The organism is Pseudonocardia broussonetiae, assembly GCF_013155125.1.
Taxonomy (GTDB): Bacteria; Actinomycetota; Actinomycetes; order Mycobacteriales; family Pseudonocardiaceae; genus Pseudonocardia; species Pseudonocardia broussonetiae.
This window is the reverse complement of record NZ_CP053564.1, coordinates 5,234,005-5,255,204: the sequence shown is the minus strand read 5'-3', so window position 1 is coordinate 5,255,204 and position 21,200 is coordinate 5,234,005. Positions and strand designations below refer to the sequence as shown.

19 protein-coding genes are annotated in these 21,200 nt (G+C 74.4%); 3 read left to right on the top strand and 16 right to left on the bottom strand.

Annotation, left to right across the window (positions count from 1 at the left end):
* Position 1 precedes the first annotated feature (1 nt).
* Positions 2-949 (bottom strand): helix-turn-helix transcriptional regulator, encoded by a 948-nt coding sequence (locus HOP40_RS25505; RefSeq protein WP_172162845.1) that lies wholly within the window; start codon positions 947-949, stop codon positions 2-4.
* Positions 950-1,011: 62 nt separating this feature from the next.
* Between HOP40_RS25505 and HOP40_RS25500 the strand changes: the two genes are divergently transcribed.
* Together HOP40_RS25500 and HOP40_RS25495 are read left to right on the top strand one after the other, a co-directional pair.
* Entirely contained in the window at positions 1,012-1,425 is a 414-nt protein-coding gene (locus HOP40_RS25500) for a VOC family protein (RefSeq protein WP_172162842.1), read from the top strand.
* A 65-nt stretch (positions 1,426-1,490) separates the two neighbouring features.
* On the top strand, positions 1,491-2,279 hold the full coding sequence (locus HOP40_RS25495; RefSeq protein WP_172162839.1) for a TIM barrel protein: 789 nt from the start codon (positions 1,491-1,493) through the stop codon (positions 2,277-2,279).
* Positions 2,280-2,753: 474 nt separating this feature from the next.
* Here the strand turns inward: HOP40_RS25495 and HOP40_RS25490 are convergent, their stop codons facing one another.
* The 12 genes from HOP40_RS25490 to iolC are packed head-to-tail and all read right to left on the bottom strand — an operon-like array spanning position 2,754 to position 15,825.
* Positions 2,754-3,737, bottom strand: a complete 984-nt coding sequence (locus HOP40_RS25490) for a LacI family DNA-binding transcriptional regulator (RefSeq protein WP_172162836.1) — start codon at positions 3,735-3,737, stop codon at positions 2,754-2,756.
* A 41-nt stretch (positions 3,738-3,778) separates the two neighbouring features.
* The gene (locus tag HOP40_RS25485; RefSeq protein WP_240157274.1) at positions 3,779-4,795 is read right to left on the bottom strand and encodes a Gfo/Idh/MocA family protein; all 1,017 of its coding nucleotides are present in this window, start codon (positions 4,793-4,795) and stop codon (positions 3,779-3,781) included.
* Positions 4,792-5,661, bottom strand: coding sequence for a sugar phosphate isomerase/epimerase family protein (locus HOP40_RS25480; protein ID WP_172162833.1), 870 nt, complete (start codon positions 5,659-5,661; stop codon positions 4,792-4,794). Before HOP40_RS25480 ends, HOP40_RS25485 begins: the two co-directional genes overlap by 4 nt.
* Complete coding sequence (locus HOP40_RS25475) at positions 5,658-6,653, bottom strand: Gfo/Idh/MocA family protein (protein ID WP_240157273.1); 996 nt, start codon at positions 6,651-6,653, stop codon at positions 5,658-5,660. Before HOP40_RS25475 ends, HOP40_RS25480 begins: the two co-directional genes overlap by 4 nt.
* Positions 6,650-7,564, bottom strand: a complete 915-nt coding sequence (locus HOP40_RS25470; protein ID WP_172162830.1) for an ATP-binding cassette domain-containing protein — start codon at positions 7,562-7,564, stop codon at positions 6,650-6,652. Before HOP40_RS25470 ends, HOP40_RS25475 begins: the two co-directional genes overlap by 4 nt.
* A gap of 4 nt (positions 7,565-7,568) precedes the next feature.
* Positions 7,569-8,636, bottom strand: coding sequence for an ABC transporter permease (locus HOP40_RS25465; RefSeq protein ID WP_172162827.1), 1,068 nt, complete (start codon positions 8,634-8,636; stop codon positions 7,569-7,571).
* Between the two features lie 59 nt (positions 8,637-8,695).
* Positions 8,696-9,676, bottom strand: a complete 981-nt coding sequence (locus HOP40_RS25460; protein ID WP_172162824.1) for a sugar ABC transporter substrate-binding protein — start codon at positions 9,674-9,676, stop codon at positions 8,696-8,698.
* A 34-nt stretch (positions 9,677-9,710) separates the two neighbouring features.
* Positions 9,711-11,207: a CoA-acylating methylmalonate-semialdehyde dehydrogenase gene (locus HOP40_RS25455; protein WP_172162821.1), complete on the bottom strand. Its 1,497-nt coding sequence runs from the start codon at positions 11,205-11,207 to the stop codon at positions 9,711-9,713.
* On the bottom strand, positions 11,204-13,090 hold the full coding sequence (gene iolD, locus HOP40_RS25450; protein ID WP_172162817.1) for a 3D-(3,5/4)-trihydroxycyclohexane-1,2-dione acylhydrolase (decyclizing): 1,887 nt from the start codon (positions 13,088-13,090) through the stop codon (positions 11,204-11,206). Before iolD ends, HOP40_RS25455 begins: the two co-directional genes overlap by 4 nt.
* Positions 13,087-13,974, bottom strand: coding sequence for a 5-deoxy-glucuronate isomerase (iolB, locus tag HOP40_RS25445; RefSeq protein ID WP_172162814.1), 888 nt, complete (start codon positions 13,972-13,974; stop codon positions 13,087-13,089). The genes iolD and iolB overlap by 4 nt, the downstream gene beginning before the upstream one ends.
* Entirely contained in the window at positions 13,971-14,846 is an 876-nt protein-coding gene (locus HOP40_RS25440; protein ID WP_172162811.1) for a Cgl0159 family (beta/alpha)8-fold protein, read from the bottom strand. The genes iolB and HOP40_RS25440 overlap by 4 nt, the downstream gene beginning before the upstream one ends.
* Entirely contained in the window at positions 14,839-15,825 is a 987-nt protein-coding gene (iolC, locus tag HOP40_RS25435; RefSeq protein ID WP_205346910.1) for a 5-dehydro-2-deoxygluconokinase, read from the bottom strand. The genes HOP40_RS25440 and iolC overlap by 8 nt, the downstream gene beginning before the upstream one ends.
* A 108-nt stretch (positions 15,826-15,933) precedes the next feature.
* Between iolC and HOP40_RS25430 the strand changes: the two genes are divergently transcribed.
* Positions 15,934-16,677 carry a GntR family transcriptional regulator gene (locus HOP40_RS25430; RefSeq protein WP_240157272.1) on the top strand — a complete coding sequence of 248 codons (744 nt, stop codon included), beginning with the start codon at positions 15,934-15,936 and terminating at the stop codon, positions 16,675-16,677.
* A 10-nt stretch (positions 16,678-16,687) separates the two neighbouring features.
* Here the strand turns inward: HOP40_RS25430 and HOP40_RS25425 are convergent, their stop codons facing one another.
* The 3 genes from HOP40_RS25425 to HOP40_RS25415 all read right to left on the bottom strand — a co-directional run bounded on the left by HOP40_RS25425 (position 16,688) and on the right by HOP40_RS25415 (position 21,122).
* The gene (locus HOP40_RS25425) at positions 16,688-17,401 is read right to left on the bottom strand and encodes a YqjF family protein (RefSeq protein WP_205346909.1); all 714 of its coding nucleotides are present in this window, start codon (positions 17,399-17,401) and stop codon (positions 16,688-16,690) included.
* Positions 17,402-17,523: 122 nt separating this feature from the next.
* Entirely contained in the window at positions 17,524-19,350 is a 1,827-nt protein-coding gene (locus HOP40_RS25420) for an ABC transporter ATP-binding protein (protein WP_172162808.1), read from the bottom strand.
* Positions 19,347-21,122 (bottom strand): ABC transporter ATP-binding protein, encoded by a 1,776-nt coding sequence (locus tag HOP40_RS25415; RefSeq protein WP_172162805.1) that lies wholly within the window; start codon positions 21,120-21,122, stop codon positions 19,347-19,349. The genes HOP40_RS25420 and HOP40_RS25415 overlap by 4 nt, the downstream gene beginning before the upstream one ends.
* Positions 21,123-21,200 lie beyond the last annotated feature (78 nt).

Here is a 21,200-nt window from a genome sequence, read left to right as displayed (position 1 = left end):
CTCACGGGTAGGCCGCCGCCAGTTCCGCGCCGATGCGGGCCAGCTCGGCGCGCACCTGCGGCGGGTCGAGCACCTGCACCGCGGCGCCCCAGCCGGCCAGCGTGCGTGCGATGTCGAGTGCGGTCGGGGCGCCCACGCGCACCTCGCAGCGGCGGTCGGGACCGGGCGGGCCGGCGTCGCAGTGGCGGCCGAACTGCGCGCGCAGCACGGGCACGGACCGGGCCTCGACGACGAGCGTCGCGGTCAGCCGACCGCGCCGCGCCTCCACCTCGTCGACGACCCGCTCCCACGCCCGCTCCAGCGCGAACCCCTCGGGCCGCGCCGCGGCCAGGTCGCTGACATCGGCGTCGAGGACCCGGTCGACGCGGAACGTCCGCTGCCCGGCGTCGGTGCCCGCGACCAGGTACCAGCGGCCGTCCTTGTCGACCAGGCCCCACGGGTCGACGAGCCGCTCCGTGGGCTCGCGGGTGCGCCCGGCGTAGCGCAGCCGGACCCGGCGGCGCCGCACCACCGCGCCCTGCAGCAGGTCGACCAGCGGCGGCCGGTCGTCGTCGCGAGCGCCCCAGGCGGCGGCGTCGACGACCACGGAGCCCGCCGTGGCCGCCGCCTCCTCGCGGAACACCGCGGGCAGCGCGCGCGTCAGCTTGCGCAGCGCCGAGCGCGCCTCGGGGGCGCCGCCCGGCGACGCGGCCGGGCCGAGCAGCCGGAACAGCGCCCGCGCCTCGGGGGCGCTGAGCCCGGTCAGGTCGGTGCGGGCGCCGCCGAGCAGTGACCAGCCGCCGCCGCGGCCCGGCTGCGGGTAGACCGGGATGCCCGCGGTGGACAGGGCCTCCAGGTCGCGTCGGGCGGTGGCGACCGAGACCTCCAGCTCGGTCGCGACCTGCCCCGCCGTCACCCGCCCCCGGGCCTGCAGGAGCAGGAGGGTGGCCACGAGCCGGTCCGCGCGCACCTCGTGAGTCTGGCAGGGAAAGTGCTCAGGAGGTGAGCACTTCGGGCGGCAGGATCGGTGCCATGACCACCTTCCGCGGATTCGCCACCCTCAACGTCTGGGCCGACGAGGTCGCCGTCGCCGCCCGCTGGTACGCCGAGGTGTTCGGCGTCGAGCCCTACTTCGAGCGGTCCGGATCCGACGGCCGGCCCGCCTACGTCGAGTTCCGGGTCGGCGACACGGAGGCCGAGTTCGGCATCATCAGCAGCGCCTACCGGCCGCAGGCGGGGGACGGGCCGGCCGGGGCGATCCTGCACTGGGCGGTCGACGACCTCGAGGCGACGGTCGCGCGGCTGCGGGACCTCGGCGCCGTGGAGTACCTCCCGGTGGAGCCCAGGGGTGAGGGGTTCGTGACGGCGTCGGTCGTCGACCCGTTCGGCAACCTGCTCGGCGTGATGAGCAACCCGCACTTCCTGGAGGTGCTCGAGCGCCCTTGACAGGTGCCGCCGGAGGCGACGACGCTGTTAGCACGTGCTAACCGCCGCCACCCCGAGGATGTGCCATGCCCTTCACGCTCGCCGTCTGCGCGGAGATGGTCTTCACCGACCTGCCGCTCCCGGAGCGGGTCCGGCGCATCCACGACCGCGGCTTCGCCTGCGAGATCTGGGGCTGGACCGACAAGGACGCCGCGGTGCTCGCCGCCACCGGTGCCCGTTTCACGTCCATGACTGGCTACGTCGAGGGCGACCTGACCACCCCCGACGGCGCCGACGCCCTCCTGCGCACGGCCGAGCCGTCGATCGCGTTCGCGCGCGAGATCGGCTGTCCGACCCTCAACATCCACGGCACCGGCCTCGGCGAGGGCGGCCTGCCGGTGCGGCCGGTCGACGTCGTGACGGGGGAGATGTGGTTCGCCGCGCTGCGCACCCTGGAGCGGGTCGCGGCGCTGGCCGAGCGCTCGGGCGTCACCTACGTGATCGAGAACCTCAACACCGAGGTCGACCACCCCGGCACCCCGTTCGCCCGCGCCGCCGACACGCTCGCCCTGGTCCGCGCCGTGGGCAGCCCGCACCTGCGGATGAACCTCGACCTCTACCACGCCCAGATCGGCGAGGGGAACCTCGTCGAACTCGTCCGCCGCGCCGTCCCGTTCGTCGGGGAGGTGCAGGTGGCCGACGTCCCCGGCCGCTGCGAGCCCGGCACCGGCGAGGTGGCCTGGCCGTTCGTCGCCCGCGCGCTGGCCGACGCCGGGTACGAGGGGGTGGTGGCGATGGAGGCGTTCGCCTCCGACCCCTCCGTCGACGGTTCCGAGCGCGCCCTCGACCGGTTCCGGAAGGCCTTCACCGTCTGAGACCCCGCGAGTCGCGCTCTCGTTGCGTGCGAGTCGCGGTGGGACGGCGCGTTCGGCACGCTGTGGCTGTCGCGGCCACCGCCGACGACCACCCCGTACCGATCGCGCGTCGGCCGGATCGGGTGGCCGCCCCGAGGTGAGCCCGGTCTCCGGCAGGGCCGCCACCGTGCGGTCGGCGGCCGGGTCGCCCGTCTCCGTGTCCCTCGTCGCCTCATGATCACCGTCTCGGCGCGCTCCGGGCCGCATGTGGCCGGGAACGCGCCGAAGTGGCGATCTTCGGCCGGCCGGCCCCGCTGCTGCTGCCCGCCCCCTCGGCGTTCCGCGGAACTCAGGAACGGGCTCGGGTGCAGCCATAGCGCCCCCGGCGCCCGACGGCGCGTGAAGGCCGCCGACGCCTGCCGGCCCCACACACCGCCCCGCACTCCGCACACCGCCCGCAGCCGGTGTGCGAGCCACGAGACCGGTGCGCCGCCCTCAGGACGCCGGGGCCCGACGGCTGCTCGCCCGCTCCACGAGGGTGGGCGTCAGCACCTCGTGCCGCGGATCCGTCCGGCCCGCCACCCGCTCGACCAGCATCTCCACCGCGGTGCGGCCCATGAGCAGGCGCGGCTGGTCGACGCTGGTGAGCGAGAGCAGGGGGAGGCCGGCGAAGTTCGTGTTGTCGTAGCCGACCACCGCCGGGACCGGGTCGCCCGCCTCCACGAGCCGCGCCCACGCGTCGACGGCCACGAAGTCGTCGTGCCCGAACAGCGCCGTCGCCCGCGCCCCGCCCGGCCACGACCCGGCGGCCGCGACGACGTCGTCGCTGGTCCGCACGATCCGCGCGGCGTCGCCCAGCCCGGCCTCCTCCAGCGCCTGCCGGTACCCGGCCTCGCGCCCCGTGCTGGCCGCGTTGGGCACGTCGGCGGTGACGTCGAGGATGCGGCGGTGGCCCAGGTCGAGCAGGTGGCGCACGGCCAGCAGGCCCCCGAGCCGCTCGTCGGTGACGACCGCGTCAACGCCCGGCCCGGCCGGCGGGCGCCCCACCAGCACCGTCGGCACGACGCCCGCCGCCTCGACCAGCCGCTCGTCGGGCAGCGCGGGGGAGATGAGGACGACCCCGTCCATCCGCAGCTCGAGGAACGTCTCGATCGCCGCCCGCTCGACGTCGGGGTCGCGCAGCCCGGTGTTGATCAGGACCTGCAGGCCGTGCTCGGCCGCGCCGCTCTGGATGCCGTCGACGACCTCGGCGAAGAACGGGTAGTGCAGGTCCTGCACGACGACGCCGATCGTGCGGGTGCGACGCCCGAGGTGCCGGGCGGCGGCGTCGGGCCGGTACCCGAGCTCGGCGATGGCGTCGAGCACGACCCGGCGCCGGTGGTCGCTGACGTTCGCTGCGTCGCGCAGCACCAGCGACACCAGCGCCCGCGAGACGCCGGCGCGCGCCGCGACGTCCGCCTGCGTCACGCGTCGCACCATGCGCGGACTCTAGGACAGCGCACCAGGACAGCGGGCCGGGCTCAGAGGCGCGTGCGCGGCCGTGGCGGCAGCCCGGCCGCCCCGTAGACGGCGTCGATCAGCTCCGCGCCCCGCACGGCGTCGTCGGCGTCGGAGACGAAGGGCGCGCCCTCGCGCAGGTGCGCCCGCACGGCCTCGAGCTGGTAGAGGTAGGTCGAGCGGGTGCCCAGGTGCTCGGTGCGCTCGCCGGCGGGCCCGCGCACGACCACCCGGTCGTCGCGCTGGGGGAGCACGACGTTCATGGCCGTCGCCTCGCCGTCCTCGCCGACCACGCGGCAGGTGATCGCCCAGTCGTCGGACGCCATGTCGCAGTGCGCCTCACCGGTGACGCCTCCGGGGAACGCGAGCTGCGCGGTGAGCCGCTCGTCGACGCCGGGGTGCCCGGCCCGCTCGTCCGCCCGCGCCGACACGACCTGCGGCTCGCCGCCCGCCCACGGCGCGAACGAGCGCAGGCACTGCAGGGGGTAGCAGCCCAGGTCCATCAGCGCGCCGCCGGCGAGGTCGAGCTGCCAGCGCGGGTCGTCGTCGCGCGGGGACGGCATGGTGAACACCGCCTCGACCCGGCGCAGCGCCCCCAGCTCCCCGGACGCGACGAGCTCGTGCAGGCGCAGCAGCACCGGGTGGTGGGCGTGGTGGAACGCCTCCAGCACCGCGACGCCCGCGGCCGCGGCGGCGTCGCGCACCTCCCGGGCCTCCTCGGCGTTGCTCGCGAACGGCTTCTCGGTGAGCACGTGCTTGCCCGCCCGGACCGCGGCGAGGTTCCACGGACCGTGCAGCGCGTTGGCCAGCGGGTTGTAGACGACCTCGACCTCGGGGTCGGCGAGCACCTCGGCGTAGGACGCCGCCACCCGCTCGACGCCGTGCTCCGCGGCGAACGCGGCCGCCCGCCGCGGGTCGCGCGCCGCCACGACGACGAGCCGGTCGCCCGTCTCCTTCGCGGGTTCGACGAGCGCGCCGCCCGCGATCCGGGACGCGCCGAGGACGCCGATGCGCAGGGGTTCCGAGGAGTGGTCGATCACCGAGCGAGCATGGCACGCAGGGCGTCGACGCTCGTGCGCACGTCGGTCAGCGGGCCCTCGCCCACCGGCTCCTCGACGAGGATCGTGTCCTGCTCCAGCACGTACCAGCCGCCGTAGCCGTGCGCGCGGAGGTGGTCGATGATCGCGCCGAAGTCGACGTCGCCGTGCCCGACCGGGCGGTACATGCCCGCGCGGACCGCTTCGGTGTAGGTCAGCCGCCCGCCCTGGACCTGCTTCGCCAGCCCGAGGTCGACGTCCTTGACGTGCGTGTGCGCGATCCGCTCCGGCGCCTGGCGGGTCAGCGCGACGGGGTCGGTGCCGCCGATGAGCAGGTGCCCGGTGTCGAGGCACAGCGCGATCGAGGAGCCGTCGAGCACGCGCTGCACGTCGTCGGTGTTCTCCACCATCGTGCCGACGTGCGGGTGCAGCACCGCGCGGACGTCCCGCTCCGCGGCCACGGCGGCCAGCCGGTCGAGGTTGCCCAGCAGCGTGCGCCAGCCGGCCTCGTCGAGGACCGGGCGGGTGTCGTACCCGTCGAGCCCGCTGATCGCGGACAGCACGAGGGTGTCGGAGCCGGTGGCCGCGTAGGTCTCCAGCAGCTTCTCCACCTCGGGCACCGGGTCGTGCCCGGGCACGTGCAGCAGCAGCGGCGTGAACCCGCCGATCGCCTGCAGGTCGTGGCGCGCGAGGACCTCCACCGGGTCCTCGGGCAGGAAGCCCTCGGGCCCGAACTCGGTGGCCGCGAGCCCCACCTCCTGCATCTCGGCGAGGACGCGGGCCGGCGCGAGCTGGTGGCCCCAGCCGGGCACCTCGCAGACGCCCCACGAGATCGGGGCGCCGGCGATGCGGTCGGTCGCGCGCGTCATGCGGGTACCTCCATGCTGACGGGCCGCCCGGTCCGCCAGGACTCGTCGGCGGCCAGGGCGAGGTCGAACGCGGCGAGCGCGTCACGACCGGTGACGGGGGGCGGGGTGCCGTCGCGCACGGCGCGGGCGAACGCGTCGAGCTCCGCGGCGTAGGCCCAGGGGTAGCGCTCCTCGAAGTCGCGGGCCAGGTCGCGCGAGGCGAGCCCGGGCGTCCGCCACTCGACGCCGCGCACGTGCGGGGCGTCGATCCGGGCGGTGGCGAGCGTGCCCATGACCTCGGTGGAGCACTCGTAGCCGTAGCGGGCGCTGCGGCTGTTGTCGATCACGCCGAGCGCGCCGTTCGCGAACCGCAGCACCGTCACGGCGGTGTCGATGTCGCCCAGCGCCGCGAAGGCCGGGTCGGCGGCCGCGCCGTGCGCGTGCACCTCGACGACCTCGCCGACCATCCAGCGGGCCACGTCGAGGTCGTGCACCACGACGTCGAGGAAGAAGCCGCCCGAGCCGGACAGGAAGGCGGGATCGGGCGGGGTCATGTCGCGCAGCGAGGTGCGGAACAACGTGACCTCGCCGAGCTCGCCCGCCCGGATCCGCGCGGCGGCGGCGGCCCAGTCGGGGTCGCTGCGCCGGTGGAACCCGACCTGGAACACGATCCCGGCCTCCTCGGCGGCCTCGACCGTCGCGACGGTCGTCGCGCGGTCCAGGGAGATCGGCTTCTCGCAGAACACGTGCCGTCCCGCGGCCGCCGCCTGCGCGGTGAGCGGGGCGTGCGTCCCGGTCGGGGAGGCGATCGCCACCGCCCCGACCCGGTCGAGCAGCTCGTCGTAGGACGTCGTCCACGGCACGTCGAACTCCGCGCCGGCGGCCTCGGCGGCCGCCGGCAGCGGGTCGTACACGCAGGCGAGGCGCGCCACCGAGCAGCGCCCGGACAGGGCGGCGGCGTGCACCCGCCCCATCCGGCCGAGCCCGGCCAGCCCGATCCCGACCCGCGTCACCTGCCCGGGCCCGGGGCGGAGGATCCGGCCGGGAGGGTCAGGTCGTGCGCCTCGGCGCCCAGCTCCTGCGCCGCCTCGGCCGCCGCGCCGCCGCCCTGCTGCAGCTCGTGGCTCAGCGCCTCCAGCTCGGCGCCGCCGGCCATCAGGCCGGTGAGCTCGTCGCGGGTGATCTCGCTCTTGGCGAAGTCACCGAGGCTGCGGCCGCGCTTGAGCAGCATGAACCGGTCGCCGACGGGATAGGCGTGGTGCGGGTTGTGGGTGATGAAGATGACGCCCAGGCCGCGCTCGCGGGCCTGGATGACGTACTTGAGCACCACCCCGGCCTGCTTGACGCCCAGCGCCGCCGTGGGCTCGTCGAGGATGAGCACCTTCGCGCCGAAGTACACGGCGCGGGCGATCGCGACGCACTGGCGCTCGCCGCCGGACAGGGTGCCGATCGGCTGGTCGATGTCGCGCAGGTCGATGCCCATCGCCAGCAGCTCGGCCTTGGCGATCTTGCGCATGGCGTCGCTGTCGAGCCGGGCGACCGGGCCCCGGCCCTTGCGGATCTCCGAGCCGAGGAAGAAGTTGCGCCACACCGGCATCAGCTTCACGACCGCGAGGTCCTGGTAGACGGTGGCGATGCCGGCGTCGAGCGCCTCGCGGGGGGAGCCGAACGAGACCGGCTCCCCCTCCAGCAGGAAGTCGCCGCCGTCGTGCTTGTGCACGCCGGCGAAGATCTTGATCAGCGTCGACTTGCCGGCGCCGTTGTCACCCAGGACGCAGGTGACGGCGGCCGCGCCGACCTTCGTGGAGATGTCCTGCAGCGCGATCACGCTGCCGAAGAGCTTGGTGACGCCGCGGATCTCGAGCAGCGGTGCGTCGGTCGCGGCGCTCGAGCCGCTCGGGGTCGTCGTCTCGGTCGTGGTCATCGTGCTACCTCCCGCTCCGCTCGGCGTACCGGCGGACGTACTGGTTGGCGAGCACCGCGAGCAGCAGCATCGCCCCGAGGAAGAACTTGAACCAGTCGCTGTCCAGGCCCGCGTACACGATGCCCTGACTGGTCATGCCGAAGATCAGCGCGCCGATGGCGGCGCCGATCACCGATCCGTAGCCGCCGGTGAGCAGGCAGCCGCCGATCACGGCCGCGACGATGTAGATCAGCTCCTCGCCGAAGCCCTGGCTGGTCTGCACCGAGGTCTGCTCCATCAGCTTCAGCGAGCCGACGAGCCACGCGCAGGCGCCGACGCCCATGAACAGCGTGATGGTGGTGCGGGCGGCCGGGACGCCGATGTTGCGGCTGGCCACCGGGTCGCCGCCGACGGCGAAGGTCCAGTTGCCGAACCGGGTCTTGGCGAGCACCCAGGCGCCGATCGCGACGACCAGCACCCACCACAGGATCTGGATCTTGAAGTCGACGCCGAACAGGCTGATCCGGCTGGCGAACAGCGGCCGCACGGTGTCGAAGTAGGGCACCTGCGACATGCCGCCCACCGACACGGTGCCGGTGATCAGCTTGGTGACGGCGAGGTTGAGCCCCTGCAGCATGAGGAACGTGGCGAGCGTGATGATGAAGCTCGGCAGGCCGGTGCGCGTCACCAGGTAGCCGTTGACGAAGCCGATGCCCAGGCAGAGCACCAGCGACACCAGCAGCGCGACCCAGATGTTGAGGCCCCACTGCGTGGTCATCACCGCGGTGGCGAGGCCGGCGGTGCCGGTCAGCACGCCCGCGGAGAGGTCGAAGTGGCCGCCGATCATGAGCATCGCGACGGCGACGGCCATGATGCCGAACAGCGACGCGGGGTCGAGCCAGTTCGAGATGCCGGCCAGCGAGTAGAACTGCGTCGACGACACGGCGAACAGCACGAAGAGGATCACCGCGCCGATCAGCGAGCCGATCTCGGGCCGCAGGACGAGGCGTCGCAGCAGCCCGACGCGGGCCACGCGCTCGTCGGCGGCGGGAGGGGCGGAGGGCGGTGGGGTGGGGTTCAGGGTCGTGGTCATGGTGTGCTCCGGGATCCGGGGAGGGGAGCCGGTCGGCCCGGCCCCCCTCCGTCGACCTGCTAGCGGGTGCCCGCGGTGGCCAGTTCCTGGACCTGGGCGGCGTTCTCCTGGGTGACGTAGCCCGGTCCGGTCAGGACCGGCTGTCCGCCGCCGATGGTGTTGAGGTTGGCCTTGTACAGCGTCAGCATCACGATGGGCAGGTAGCCCTGCGTGTACTGCTGCTGGTCGACCGCGAAGAGCATCTTGCCGTCGGCGATGGCCTGGGTGACGTCGCCGTTGAGGTCGAACGTGGCGAGCTGCGCGGACGAGCCGGACTCGCCCACGGCGGTGATCGCCGCGGCACCGATGACCGGGCCGAGGGTCAGGACCCCGTTGATCGACGGGTCGGACTGCAGCTTGGCCCGGATGGTCGCCTGCGCGCCCGTCGGGTTGCTGTTCTCGACCTGCAGGTTCTCCACCGAGCCCCCGAGGCCCTCGGCGAAGCCCTGGCAGCGCTGCTCCAGGCCGATGTTGCCGGCCTCCTGGATCACGCACAGCGCCTTTGTCACCCCGGCGGCGGCCATCTGCGCGCCGGCCCCCCGACCGGCGATGCCCTCGTCCTGCCCGACGTGCGCGAGCGCGCCGAACTCCGTGGAGCGGTCCTGGCCGGAGTTGATGGTGATGACCGGGATCCCCTTGGCCGTGGCGGCCTCGATGGAGGCCCGCAGCGCGTCGGGGTTGGCCATCGAGACGACCAGGCCGTCGACGTTCTCGTTCACGGCGGCGTCGATGAGCTGGGCCTGGCGGGCGGGGTCGCCGTTGCTGTCGCGGTAGGTCACCGTGACGCCCTCGTCCGTGCCGGCCTGCTCGGCGCCCTTCTTCACCACGTCCCAGAACGTGTCGCCCGCGGCGCCGTGGGTGACGACGGTGAAGTTGTACCCGTAGGTCCCGGAGCCGCCGCCGGCGTCCTGGGCCGACGGGGGCTGACCGGTGCCGCTGCAGCCGGCGGCCAGGAGCAGTACTGCCGAGGCGGCGACGACGGCGCCCGTGCGGAGTTTCATCGGTGTGTTCCTTCTTCTCGGGGGGAGGGGCGGGTCAGGTGGAGGTGGGGAAGTGGAAGGACGAGCCGGAGGCGGCCTGCACCTGCGGCCATCGCGCGGTGACGACCTTGGCGCGGGTGTAGAACGCGACGCCCTCGGGCCCGTGGATGTGGCTCTGCCCGAACAGCGAGTCCTTCCAGCCGCCGAAGGAGTAGTAGGCCATCGGCACCGGGACGGGCACGTTGATGCCGATCATCCCGACGTTCACGCCGCGCTGGAACCGCCGCGCCGCCTCCCCGCTGGAGGTGAAGATCGCGGTGCCGTTGCCGTAGGGGTTGGCGTTGATGATCGCGATGGCCTCGTCGACGGTGTCGGCGCGCACCACCGACAGCACCGGCCCGAAGATCTCCTGCTTGTACACGTCCATCGACGTGGCGACGCGGTCGATCACCGTCGGGCCGACGAAGAAGCCGTCCTCGTGACCGGGGACCGACAGCCCGCGGCCGTCGACGGCGAGTGTGGCGCCCTGGGCCTCGCCGGTGCCGATCAGCTCGACGATCCGATCGCGCGCGGCCGCGGTGATGACCGGCCCCATCTCGCTGTCGGCGTCGCGGCCGGGGCCGACCTTCGTGGCCCGCGCCTTCGCGCTGACGGCCTCGACGAGCTCGTCGGCGGCCGACCCCACGGCCACGGCCGCCGAGATCGCCATGCAGCGCTCGCCCGCCGAGCCGAACGCGGCGGCGACGAGGTGGTCCGAGGCGTAGTCGACGGCGGCGTCGGGCATGACGATGGCGTGGTTCTTGGCCCCGCCCAGCGCCTGCACGCGCTTGCCGTTCGCGATCCCGCGCTCGTGGATGTACTTCGCGATCGGCGTGGAGCCGACGAACGAGACCGCCGCGACGTCCGGGTGGTCGAGCAGCGCGTCGACCGCCTCCTTGTCGCCGTGCACGATGTTGAACACCCCGTCGGGCAGCCCGGCCTCGGCCCACAGCTCGGCGGCGAGCATCGACGCGCTCGGGTCGCGCTCGCTGGGCTTGAGCACGAACGTGTTGCCGGTCGCGATCGCGACGGGGTACATCCACATCGGCACCATGGCCGGGAAGTTGAACGGCGTGATGCCGGCGCAGACCCCGAGCGGCTGGCGGAACGAGAAGAGGTCGATGCCGCCCGAGACCTGGTCGGAGTACTCGCCCTTGAGCAGCGTCGGGATGCCGCACGCGAACTCGACGACCTCCAGGCCGCGCTGCACCTCGCCCTTCGCGTCGCTGAGCACCTTGCCGTGCTCGTCGGAGATGATCTCGGCGAGCTCGGCGGTGCGGGCGTTGACCAGCTCGCGGAACGCGAACAGCACCTTGGTGCGCTGCGAGAGCGACGACTGGCCCCACGTCTCGAACGCGGCCTTCGCCGCCTGCACGGCGGTGTCGACGTCGGCGGTGCTCGCCAGCAGCACCTCGGCCTGCTGCTGCCCGGTGGCCGGGTTCCAGACCGGGCTCGTCCGGGTGGACGTGCCGGTGGCGGGCTTCCCGCCGATCCAGTGGCTGACGGTCCTCACGGTGCGTTCCTTCCGATCAGGGGGCGCTGCGCGGCCTTGCGCGCCTCGTAGGTCGTGCGGGCCTGCTGGGTGCTCTCCAGCGCCGACACCTCGGAGACCGGCACGTCCCACCAGCTGTCGGGGTCGGGCACCGGGGCGAGCGGGTCGGTCTCGATGTGGATCGCGGTGGTGCGGGTCGCGGCGCGGCAGTGCTTGATCGCGTCGCGGAACTCCTCGATGGTCCGCACGCGGATCACCTCGGCGCCCAGGCTCTCGGCGTTGGCGGCGAGGTCGACGGGCAGCACCGTGCCGTCGAACCGGCCGGACTCCCCGCGGTAGCGGTAGCTCGTGCCGAAGCGCTGCGAGCCCAGCGACTCCGAGAGCGCGCCGATGGAGGCGAACCCGTGGTTCTGGACGAGGACCAGGTTGAGCTTGATCCCCTCCGACACGGCGGTGACGATCTCGCTGGCCATCATCAGGTAGGAGCCGTCGCCGACCAGCGCCCAGACCTCGCGGTCCCCGGAGGGATCGACACGCGCCGCCATCTTCACGCCGAGCGCTCCGGCGATCTCGTAGCCCATGCAGGAGTAGGCGTACTCGACGTGGTAGCCCTTGCGGTCCCGCGCGCGCCAGAGCATCTGCAGGTCACCGGGCATGGACCCGGCGGCCTGGACGACGACGTCGCGCGGGTCGATCTCCTCGTTGAGCGCGCCGAGCACCTCGGTCTGCGCGGGCAGTGGCCCGTGCCCGAGGTGGAAGGCGCGGTCGACCTCGGCGTTCCAGGCCGTGGCGTCCCAGGTCTGCTCCCAGCGCTGCCCGTCGAGGGCGGCGGTGAGCGCGTCGAGGCCCTCGCGGGCGTCGGCGAGCACCATCTCCCCGGCGTGCTTGGCCGCGTCGAGGGAGGCGACGTTGACGTTGACGAACCGGACGCCCGGGTGCTGGAACGCCGTGCGGGAGGCGGTGGTGAAGTCCGACCACCGCGTGCCCACGCCGATCACGACGTCGGCCTCGCGGGCCAGCGCGTTCGCGACGGGCGAGCCGGTGGAGCCGACGCCGCCGACGGCCTGCGGGTGGTCGTGCAGCAGCGCGCCCTTCCCTGCCTGGGTGTCGGCGACGGGGATGCCGGTGGCCCCGGCGAAGCGGGCCAGCGCGTCGGAGGCGCGCGAGTAGTGCACGCCCCCGCCCGCCACCAGCAGCGGACGCTCGGCGCCCGCGATCAGGGCCGCGGCCCGGGCGAGCGCCGCGGGCTCGGGCACCGGCCGGGCCAGGTGCCAGACGCGCTTGGCGAACAGCTCCTCGGGCCAGTCGTGCGCCTCGGCCTGCACGTCCTGGGGCAGCGCGATCGTGGCCGCGCCGGTCTGGGCCGGGTCGGTCAGCGCGCGCATCGCGCCCAGCAGCGCCGCGGGCAGCTGCTCGGGGCGCCAGACGCGGTCGAAGAACACCGAGAGCGGGCGGAAGGCGTCGTTGACGCTGACGTCGTAGCCGTCGGCGCGCTCGATCTCCTGCAGCACCGGGCTCGCGACACGCGTGGCGAACACGTCGGAGGGCAGCAGCAGCACCGGGATGCGGTTGGTGGTGGCGAGCGCGGCGCCCGTCAGCATGTTGGTGGAGCCGGGACCGATGCTCGCGGTGCAGGCCAGGAACTGGGTGCGGTCGCGCATCCGGGCGTAGCCGACGGCGGAGTGCACCATGCCCTGTTCGTTGCGGGCCAGGTGGTAGGGCAGCTCGCCGCCGTAGGAGCCGGGGGAGTCCGCGACCTCCAGCAGCGCCTGGCCCAGGCCGGCGACGTTGCCGTGGCCGAAGATCCCGAAGCAGCCCGGGACGAGCCGCTGCTCCTCGCCGTCGCGCTCGCTCCACTGGTTGACCAGGAACCGCACGATCGCCTGGGCGACGGTCAGTCTCACTTCTCCTCCGTGCCGGTCAGGGGCAGGCGCGGGTCGACCGCCTGCCCGTCCCACGTGCCCCGCACCCACGCGTGGTCGGGGTGGTCGCAGATCCGCCAGGCCCGCTCCGCGCCGGGGCCGGCCATGACGTTGAGGTAGTAGAGGTCGTGGCCGGGCGTCGCCATCGACGGGCCGTGCCAGCCGTGCGGGATGAGGACGGTGTCGCCGGAGCGGACCTCGGCGCACACGTCGATCTCGCGGCCGGGCCCCGAGGTCGACACGCGCTGGTAGCCGGGGCCGGGGGTGCCGTCCGGGCCCGGGGCGACCTCGAAGTAGTAGACCTCCTCGAGCACCGACTCGCCCTCGCGGTCCTCGTCGTGCTTGTGCGGCGGGAACGACGACCAGTTGGCGCCGGGCGTCAGCACCTCGACGGCGATCAGCGCGTCGGCGTCGAACGTGCCGGGCATGCAGAAGTTGTTGACCTGGCGGCTGCACGACCCGGCGCCGCGCAGCTCCACCGACACGCCCTCGGCCGGTCCGTAGCGGGCGGGCAGGCGCCGCGTCGCGCGGGCGGCGGGCAGCGCGAACCGGCCGCCGCCCGTCGAGCTGACGGTGACCTGCGCGTCGCGGGGGACGTAGGCGAAGTCGGTGACGCGGCTGAAGACGCTGCGGCGGCCGGTGAGCTCGAAGCGCTCTCCGCCCGAGTCGTCACGGCACTCCACGACGCACGATCCGTTCAGCGGCAGCACGATCGTCTCGTCCTCGCCGGTGTCGAACGTCGCGCTGCCGCCGGGCTCCAGCGCCAGCACGCGCAGCGAGCTGTACTCCCAGCCGGCGGTCTTCGGCGTGACGACGAGCTCGAACGCGCCCTCGGCGGCCTCCCCGGCCCGGATCACGGCGTTCACAGCAGCCCCACCGCGGTGTCGACGGCGGCGGCGACGTCGTCGTCGGCCGGGTAGAGCAGGGAGCGGCCGATGACCAGGCCCTGCACGGTCGGCAGTGCGAGCGCCTTGCTCCAGTCGGCGAAGGCGGCGTCGGGGTCGGCGCTCACCTCGCCGCCCAGGATCAGTGCGGGCAGCGTGGTGGCCGCCATCGCGCGCTCCATCTCCTCGACGATCGGGACCTTGAGCCAGGTGTGCGCCGACGTGCGGCCGAGCCCGGCGGCGACGGTCATCGCGCGGGTCATGGCCTCCGCGGTGAGCTCGTTGCGCACCCGGCCCTCGACGCGGTGGGAGATGAACGGCTCGACCATCGCCATCAGCCCGTGCGCGGCGAGGTCGGAGACGGCGTGGGCGCAGGACTGCAGGGTCGCGACGGTCGTGGGGTCGTCGGCGTCGATGCGGGTGAGCATCTTGCCGCCCTCCCAGCCCGACGCGGCGATGCCCTCGGCGTCGTAGGCGGTGAAGCGGTCGTCGATCTCGAAGACCGTGCCGGCCAGGCCGCCGCGGTTCATCGACCCGACGACGACCTTGCCCTCGAGCGCGCCGAGCAGCAGCAGGTCCTCCAGCACGTCCGGCGTGCCGAGGACGCCGTTGACGCCCGGGCGCGAGAGCGCGAGGCACATCCGGTCGAGGAGGTCGGCGCGGTCGCCCATGGCCAGCGGCCGGTCGCCGGCGCGCAGCGCGCCCCGGGCGGGGTGGTCGGCGGCGATCATCATCAGCCGGCCGTGGTCGCCGAGCAGCGACGTCGGGCGGACGCGGCGCGCCGCGGCCTCAGCGACGGCGCCGGGGCGGTGGACGCGGGTCTCGACCAGCGTCCGCAGGCTCTCCTCACGCACCGACGGCCTCCTTCAGCATCGCGTCGACCTCGTCGGAGGTGGGCATGGCGTCGGCGCAGGCCAGGCGGCCCGCGACGATCGACCCGGCGGCGTTGCAGAACCGCATGGAGCGCTCCAGGTCCCAGCCCGAGAGCAGGGCGTGGCACAGGGCGCCGCCGAACGCGTCGCCCGCGCCCAGGCCGTTGACGACCTCGACCGGCACGGGCGGCACCACGACCTCGCGCGTCCCGCCGTCCGGGGTCGTCTCCGACGCCAGCACCCCCGCCGGCCCCTGCTTCACGACGGCGAGCCGAACGCCCGCGGCGTGCAGCGCGGCCGCGGCGGCCCGCGGCTCGCGCTCGCCGACCGCGGTGTCGCACTCGTCGAGGTTGCCGACGGCGACGTCGACGTGGGGGAGCGCCTCGCGGACCCAGCGGCGGGCCTCCTCGCGGGACTCCCAGAACATCGGCCGGTAGTCGAGGTCGAGCACGGTGGTGCCGCGGCGGCCGCGGGCGCGCAGGGCGTCGAGGGTGGCGGTCCGGCTGGGCTCGCGCGACAGGCCCGTGACCGTCGCCCAGAAGACGTCGGCGTCGCGCACGGCGTCGAGGTCGAGCTCCTCGGTGCGGATCACGAGGTCCGGCGCGGGGTCGCGGCCGTAGAAGTAGAGCGGGAAGTCGTCGGGCGGGAAGATCTCGCAGAACACGACCGGCGTGGGGAGTCCGGGGACGGCGCTGACGTGGCGGTCGTCGACGCCGAAGCCGCGCAGGGCGTCGTGCAGGAACTCGCCGAACGGGTCCTCGCCGGTGCGGGTGATCACCGCGCTGGCCCGGCCGTGGCGCGCCGCGGCGACCGCGACGTTCGTGGCGCTGCCGCCCAGGTACTTGCCGAACGACGTCACCTCGCGCAGCGACACCCCGATCTGCAGCGGGTAGACGTCGACGCTGATGCGCCCCATCGTCAGCACCTCCGGTGCCGCCCCGGCCCTGTCCTGCACTGGCATCCCGACTCCCTCGTCGCGGTGTGGTCCGATCCGCGGGCTCAGGTGTACTCTCACCCGGAGATCAGGTCAACACTTTGTCCTGACAAAGTCGGCAACAGGTGGTGGATCGTGACGGAACGTGCCGTGCCCGAGGTGGCGCTCGACCGTACCAGCCCGGTTCCCCTGTACTTCCAGGTCGCGACCCGATTGCAACAGCTCATCGAGGACGGCGTGATGCCCGTCGGCAGCCGCCTGGAGAACGAGGTGGAGCTCGCCGAACGCCTCGGTGTGTCGCGGCCCACCATGCGCCGGGCCATCGCCTACCTGGTCGAGCGCGGCATGCTGGTGCGGCGGCGGGGGATCGGCACGCAGATCGTGCACCCCAAGGTGCGCCGGCCCGTCGAGCTGACCAGCCTCTACGACGACCTCGCGAAGAGCGGCCAGGCTCCCCGCACCGAGGTGCTGCTGCTGGAGGTGCGCCGCGCGCCCGACCACGTCGCCGAGGCCCTCGGGGTGCCCGGCGGCCTCGACATCACCTGGATCGAGCGCCTGCGCCACGCAGGCGGCGAACCGCTGGCGATCATGCACAACGCGGTCCCGCTCGACCTGCTCCCGCTCACCGAGGCGGACCTCGCCGAGCGCGGCCTCTACGAGCTGCTCCGCGCGGCCGGGCACGTGCCGCGGATGGCGAGCCAGACGGTGGGGGCGAAGGCCGCCACCGCCACCGAGGCCCGCCAGCTGGGCGACCCCCGCGGCGCCCCGATGCTGACGATGGTGCGCACGGCGTGGGACGAGTCGGGGCGGGCGGTGGAGTTCGGATCGCACGTCTACCGCGCCAGCCGCTACAGCTTCGAGCTGACGCTGACGAGCTGACGCCCCCCGGTCAGCGGGCGGTCGGGACGCCGAAGCTCACCGGCACCCCGTCGCTGAACAGCACGTGGTCGGGCGGCCCGTGCACCAGGTGGCCGAGGCCGACCGACGCGACCAGCCCGTCGTCGAGCTCGGTCACCGCTGCCGTGCGCAGCGGCCACGGCGGGTGGGCGTTGCGGACGTGCAGCGTGCGGCCCAGGTGCGCGACGTGCAGTCCCCAGCGCGCGGTGAGGAACCGCTCCAGCTCCCCGTCGGCGGCGGGACCGCCGGGCCGCAGGCCGATCCGGCTCTCCGCCGCGACCCCCGGCCAGCGCAGGCGCGCGGCGTAGCGATGGACGCCGTGCTCGGCCCGGTACCGCATCCGCGCCCACCGGTAGGGCAGCCCGAACACGGCGCGGGCCCCGGCGACGATCACCGCGCGGTCGGTGTCCAGGCTGAGGAACAGCACGCCGCGGCGGCCGGTGTCGTCGACGGAGTACAGCCGGACGTTCGTCTCCAGGAACGTGCCCGCCCACGGCACGCCCGGCCCGTGCGCGAACCCCGCCCCGACCATCCGGAACGGCACCAGCCCGACGTAGGTCCGCCCGTCGAGCACGTCCGGGCGGACGCCGGGCGGGAACAGGTGCGCCACGTCCGCCGGGTCGACCGCCCAGTGCAGGAACCCGACGTCGGACCAGCGCTGGCGCATGAGGTGGGGTCGGGGGAGCGCGGGGGCGGTGGGTGACACGGGTTCGGGCGGAGGCACCCCTCCAGGCTGCTCCTCCCTGCCCCGGACCGCGCGCCCGCCACCCCGGCCCGGCGAGCGAACGGCACTCCCACCCCACCAGGTCGGGCGAGAGTGCCGTTCGCTCACGCCAGGGAGGCCTGCCACGCCGTGTGCAGGGCCGCGAACTCGCCGTCGCCCGCCAGCAGGTCGGCGGGGGAGCCGTCCTGCACCACCACCCCGTCCGCCATGACCAGCACGCGGTCGGCGATCAGCACCGTCGAGAGCCGGTGGGCGATGATCAGGGCGGTGCGCCCGGCCAGCACGGTCTCCAGCGCCTCCTGCACGGCGCGCTCGGACGGCACGTCGAGCGAGGACGTCGCCTCGTCCAGCAGCACGACGGCCGGGGCCGCCAGCACCACCCGCGCCAGCGACACGAGCTGGCGCTGCCCGGCCGAGAGCCGCCCGCCGCGCTTGCGCACGTCGGTGTCGAAGCCCTCGGGCAGCGCCTCGACGAACCCGCGGGCGCCCACCGCCTCCGCCGCCGCGACGACCTCCTCCCGCGTCGCCGACGGCCGCCCCAGCGCGATGTTGTCGGCCACCGAGCCGGAGAACAGGAACGCCTCCTGCGTGATCATCACCAGCGCGTCGCGGAGGTCGGCGTCGGCGACGTCGCGCAGGTCGACCCCGTCGAGCCGGACCGCGCCGGCCGTCGGGTCGTAGAACCGCGCCGCGAGCTTGACCAGCGACGACTTGCCCGCCCCCGTCGCCCCCACCAGCGCGACGGTCTGCCCGGCCGGCACGCGCAGCGAGAACTCCGGCAGCACGACGCGGTCGGGCGCGCGGCGGTAGGCGAAGCGGACCCGGTCGAACTCCAGCTCCCCCCGCACCGGCGACGGCAGCGCGACCGGCCGCTCCGGCTCCTCGACCCCGGCCGGCGTGTCGAGCACCGAGCTGATCTTCTCCAGCGCCGCGGCCGCCGACTGGTAGGCGTTGAAGAACTGCGCGAGGTCGTCGAGCGGGTCGTAGAAGCGGCGCAGGTAGAGCAGGAACGCGGTGAGCGCGCCGAGCGCCAGCGAGCCGTCGACGACCCGGAGCCCGCCCACCAGCAGCACGGCGGCGAGCGTCAGGTTGCCGACCGCGCGCGTCAGCCCGACGTACCAGGCGACCGTGCGGAACGCGGCGATGTTGGCGTCGCGGAACGACGCCCCCAGCCCGTCCATGATCGCCTCGCTGCGTCGCTCCCGGCGGAACGCCTGCACGGCGCGGATCCCGTTCATGGACTCGACGAAGTGCACGATCAGCCGCGCGACGGTCGTGCGCGTGCGCCGGTAGCCGGCCCGCGAGCTGCGCTGGAACCACCGGGTGAGGAACACCAGCGGCACGAACCCGACGAACACGATCGCGGCCAGCGCCGGGTCGAGCAGCACCAGCAGCACCGAGATGCCGACGAGCGAGAGCACCGCGCCGAGCAGCCCGTCGAGGCCGCGCTCGAGCAGGTCGCCGAGCGAGTCGAGGTCGCTGGTGAGCCGGGAGATGAGCCGGCCCGAGGTGTAGGACTCGTGGAAGTCGAGCGAGAGCCGCTGCCCGTGCGCGAACACCCGGCGCCGCAGCTCCAGCAGCAGGTCCTGCCCGATCCGCCCGGACAGCACGAGGAACGCCGCACGCAGCCCGGCCCCGGCCAGGCCGCAGGCCGCGTAGCCCGCGATGGTCCACGCCAGCGGGGCCGGCCGGCCGTCGAGCGCGGCCGGGACGCCGGTGTCGATGGCCAGCGCCACCAGCAGCGGCCCGGCCAGCATCACCGCGTTCTCCAACACGAGCAGCGCCACCGCCAGCGCCACGGGCCGCCGGTGCGGCGACACCAGGTCGACGACGAGCGCCCGCGCCCGCCGCTGCAGCCGCAGCCCGGCCGCGGCCGTGACCTCCTCGTCGTCCTCCGCGGCGACCCCGCGCCACTGCTCGTCGGTGCTCACGCCGTCACCCCGGTCTCCAGGCTCGCCAGCAGCGCCCGGTACTCCGCGTGGGTCGCCATCAGGTCGCTGTGCTCGCCGACCACCGCGATCCGCCCGCCCGACAGCAGCGCCACGCGGTCGGCCAGCTGCACCGTCGACGAGCGGTGCGCCACCACCAGCGCCGTGACGCCGCCGAGCACCTGGCGCAGCGCGGTCTCCACCTCCGCCTCGGTGTGCACGTCCAGCGCGGACAGCGGGTCGTCGAGCACCAGCACCGGCGGGCGGCCGAGCACCGCGCGCGCCAGGGCGAGGCGCTGGCGCTGCCCGCCCGACAGCGACATGCCCTGCTCGCCGATCCGCGTGTCGAGCCCCCAGGGCAGCGCCGCGACGAAACCGTCGGCCCGCGCGACCCGCAGCGCCTCCCACACGTCCTCGTCCGACGACCCCGGCGAGCCCAGCGCCACGTTCTCCCGCACGCTCGCCGAGATCAGCACCGGGTCCTCGAAGGCCGTCGCGACCGTGCGCCGCAGGTCGGCCAGGGTGAGGTCGCGGACGTCGACGCCGTCGACCGTCACGGAGCCCGCGGAGACGTCGTAGAGGCGGGGGACCAGCGCCGTCAGCGTCGTCTTGCCCGACCCCGTGACGCCGACGAGCGCCATCGTCTCGCCGGGCCGCAGCACCAGGTCGACGCCGGTCAGCACGTCGCGCTCCGCGCCCGGGTAGCGGAACGCCACCCCGCGCAGCTCCAGCGCGCCCCGCACCGGCGACGGCAGCGCGAGGGGCGAGGCCGGGTCGGTGATCGCGGGCAGCACGTCGCGCACCTCCCAGTACCGGGTGGTCGCGGTGGCGGCGTTGCTCGCCTCGGCCAGCAGCCACCCCAGCGACGCCACCGGCCAGTACAGGTAGGTCATCACGGTGACGGCGGCGACGAGCGTGCCGATCGTGAGCGACCCGGTGGCGACGCCGTACGCGCCCAGCCCGAGGATCGCCGCGATCGCCGTCTCGGGCAGCATGACCAGCACGAACCACAGCCCCGCGAGCAGCCGGAGCTTGACGAGCTCGGTGCCCCGCAGCCCCCGCGACTCCGCCACGAAGTGCGCGGTGAGCCGGCGCCCGCGCCCCAGCGACTTCAGCACCCGGATGCCCAGCGCCGACTCCTCGACGGTCGTCGCCAGGTCGCCCTGCTGGTCCTGCGCCCGCCGCGCGGCCACCGAGAAGCGCCGCTCCAGCGCCATCGTCAGGACCGTCAGCGGCACCGCCACCACGGCGACGACCAGCCCCAGCCACGGCGAGAGCCACACCAGCACGCCGATGCCGACGACGAGCGTGACCGCGTTGACGACCAGGAAGATCCCGGAGAACGCGACGAACCAGCGGATCGTCGTGAGGTCGGTGGTGGCGCGGGAGAGCAGCTGCCCCGAGGCCCAGCGGTCGTGGAACGCCACGGGCAGCCGCTGCAGGTGCGCGAACAGGTCGGCCCGCATGTCGGACTCGATCTGGTTGCTCGGGCGCGCCACCAGCGCCCGGCGCAGCGTGATCAGCGCGGCCTCGGCCAGGCCGAACGCGAGGACGCCGAGCACGAGCCAGGGCAGCACGTCGAGCTCGCCGCGGGCGATCGGCCCGTCGACGATCTCGCGCGTGACGAGCGGGACCGCGAGCCCGGCCAGGGTGGCGGCGAGCGCGGCGAGACCGCCGGCGATCAGGGGGGTGCGGTGGGGGCGGACGTAGGGCAGGAGCCGGCGCAGCGCGGACAGGGTTCCTGCCGTGGGGCCGGGCGGGGGGAGGTCGCTCATGGCTCCTCCGACGGTAGGTCGAGATCGCCCGGGGCGCATGCGAGTTCGGACGTGCTGTAGAAGGGTGAGGTCCGGTCA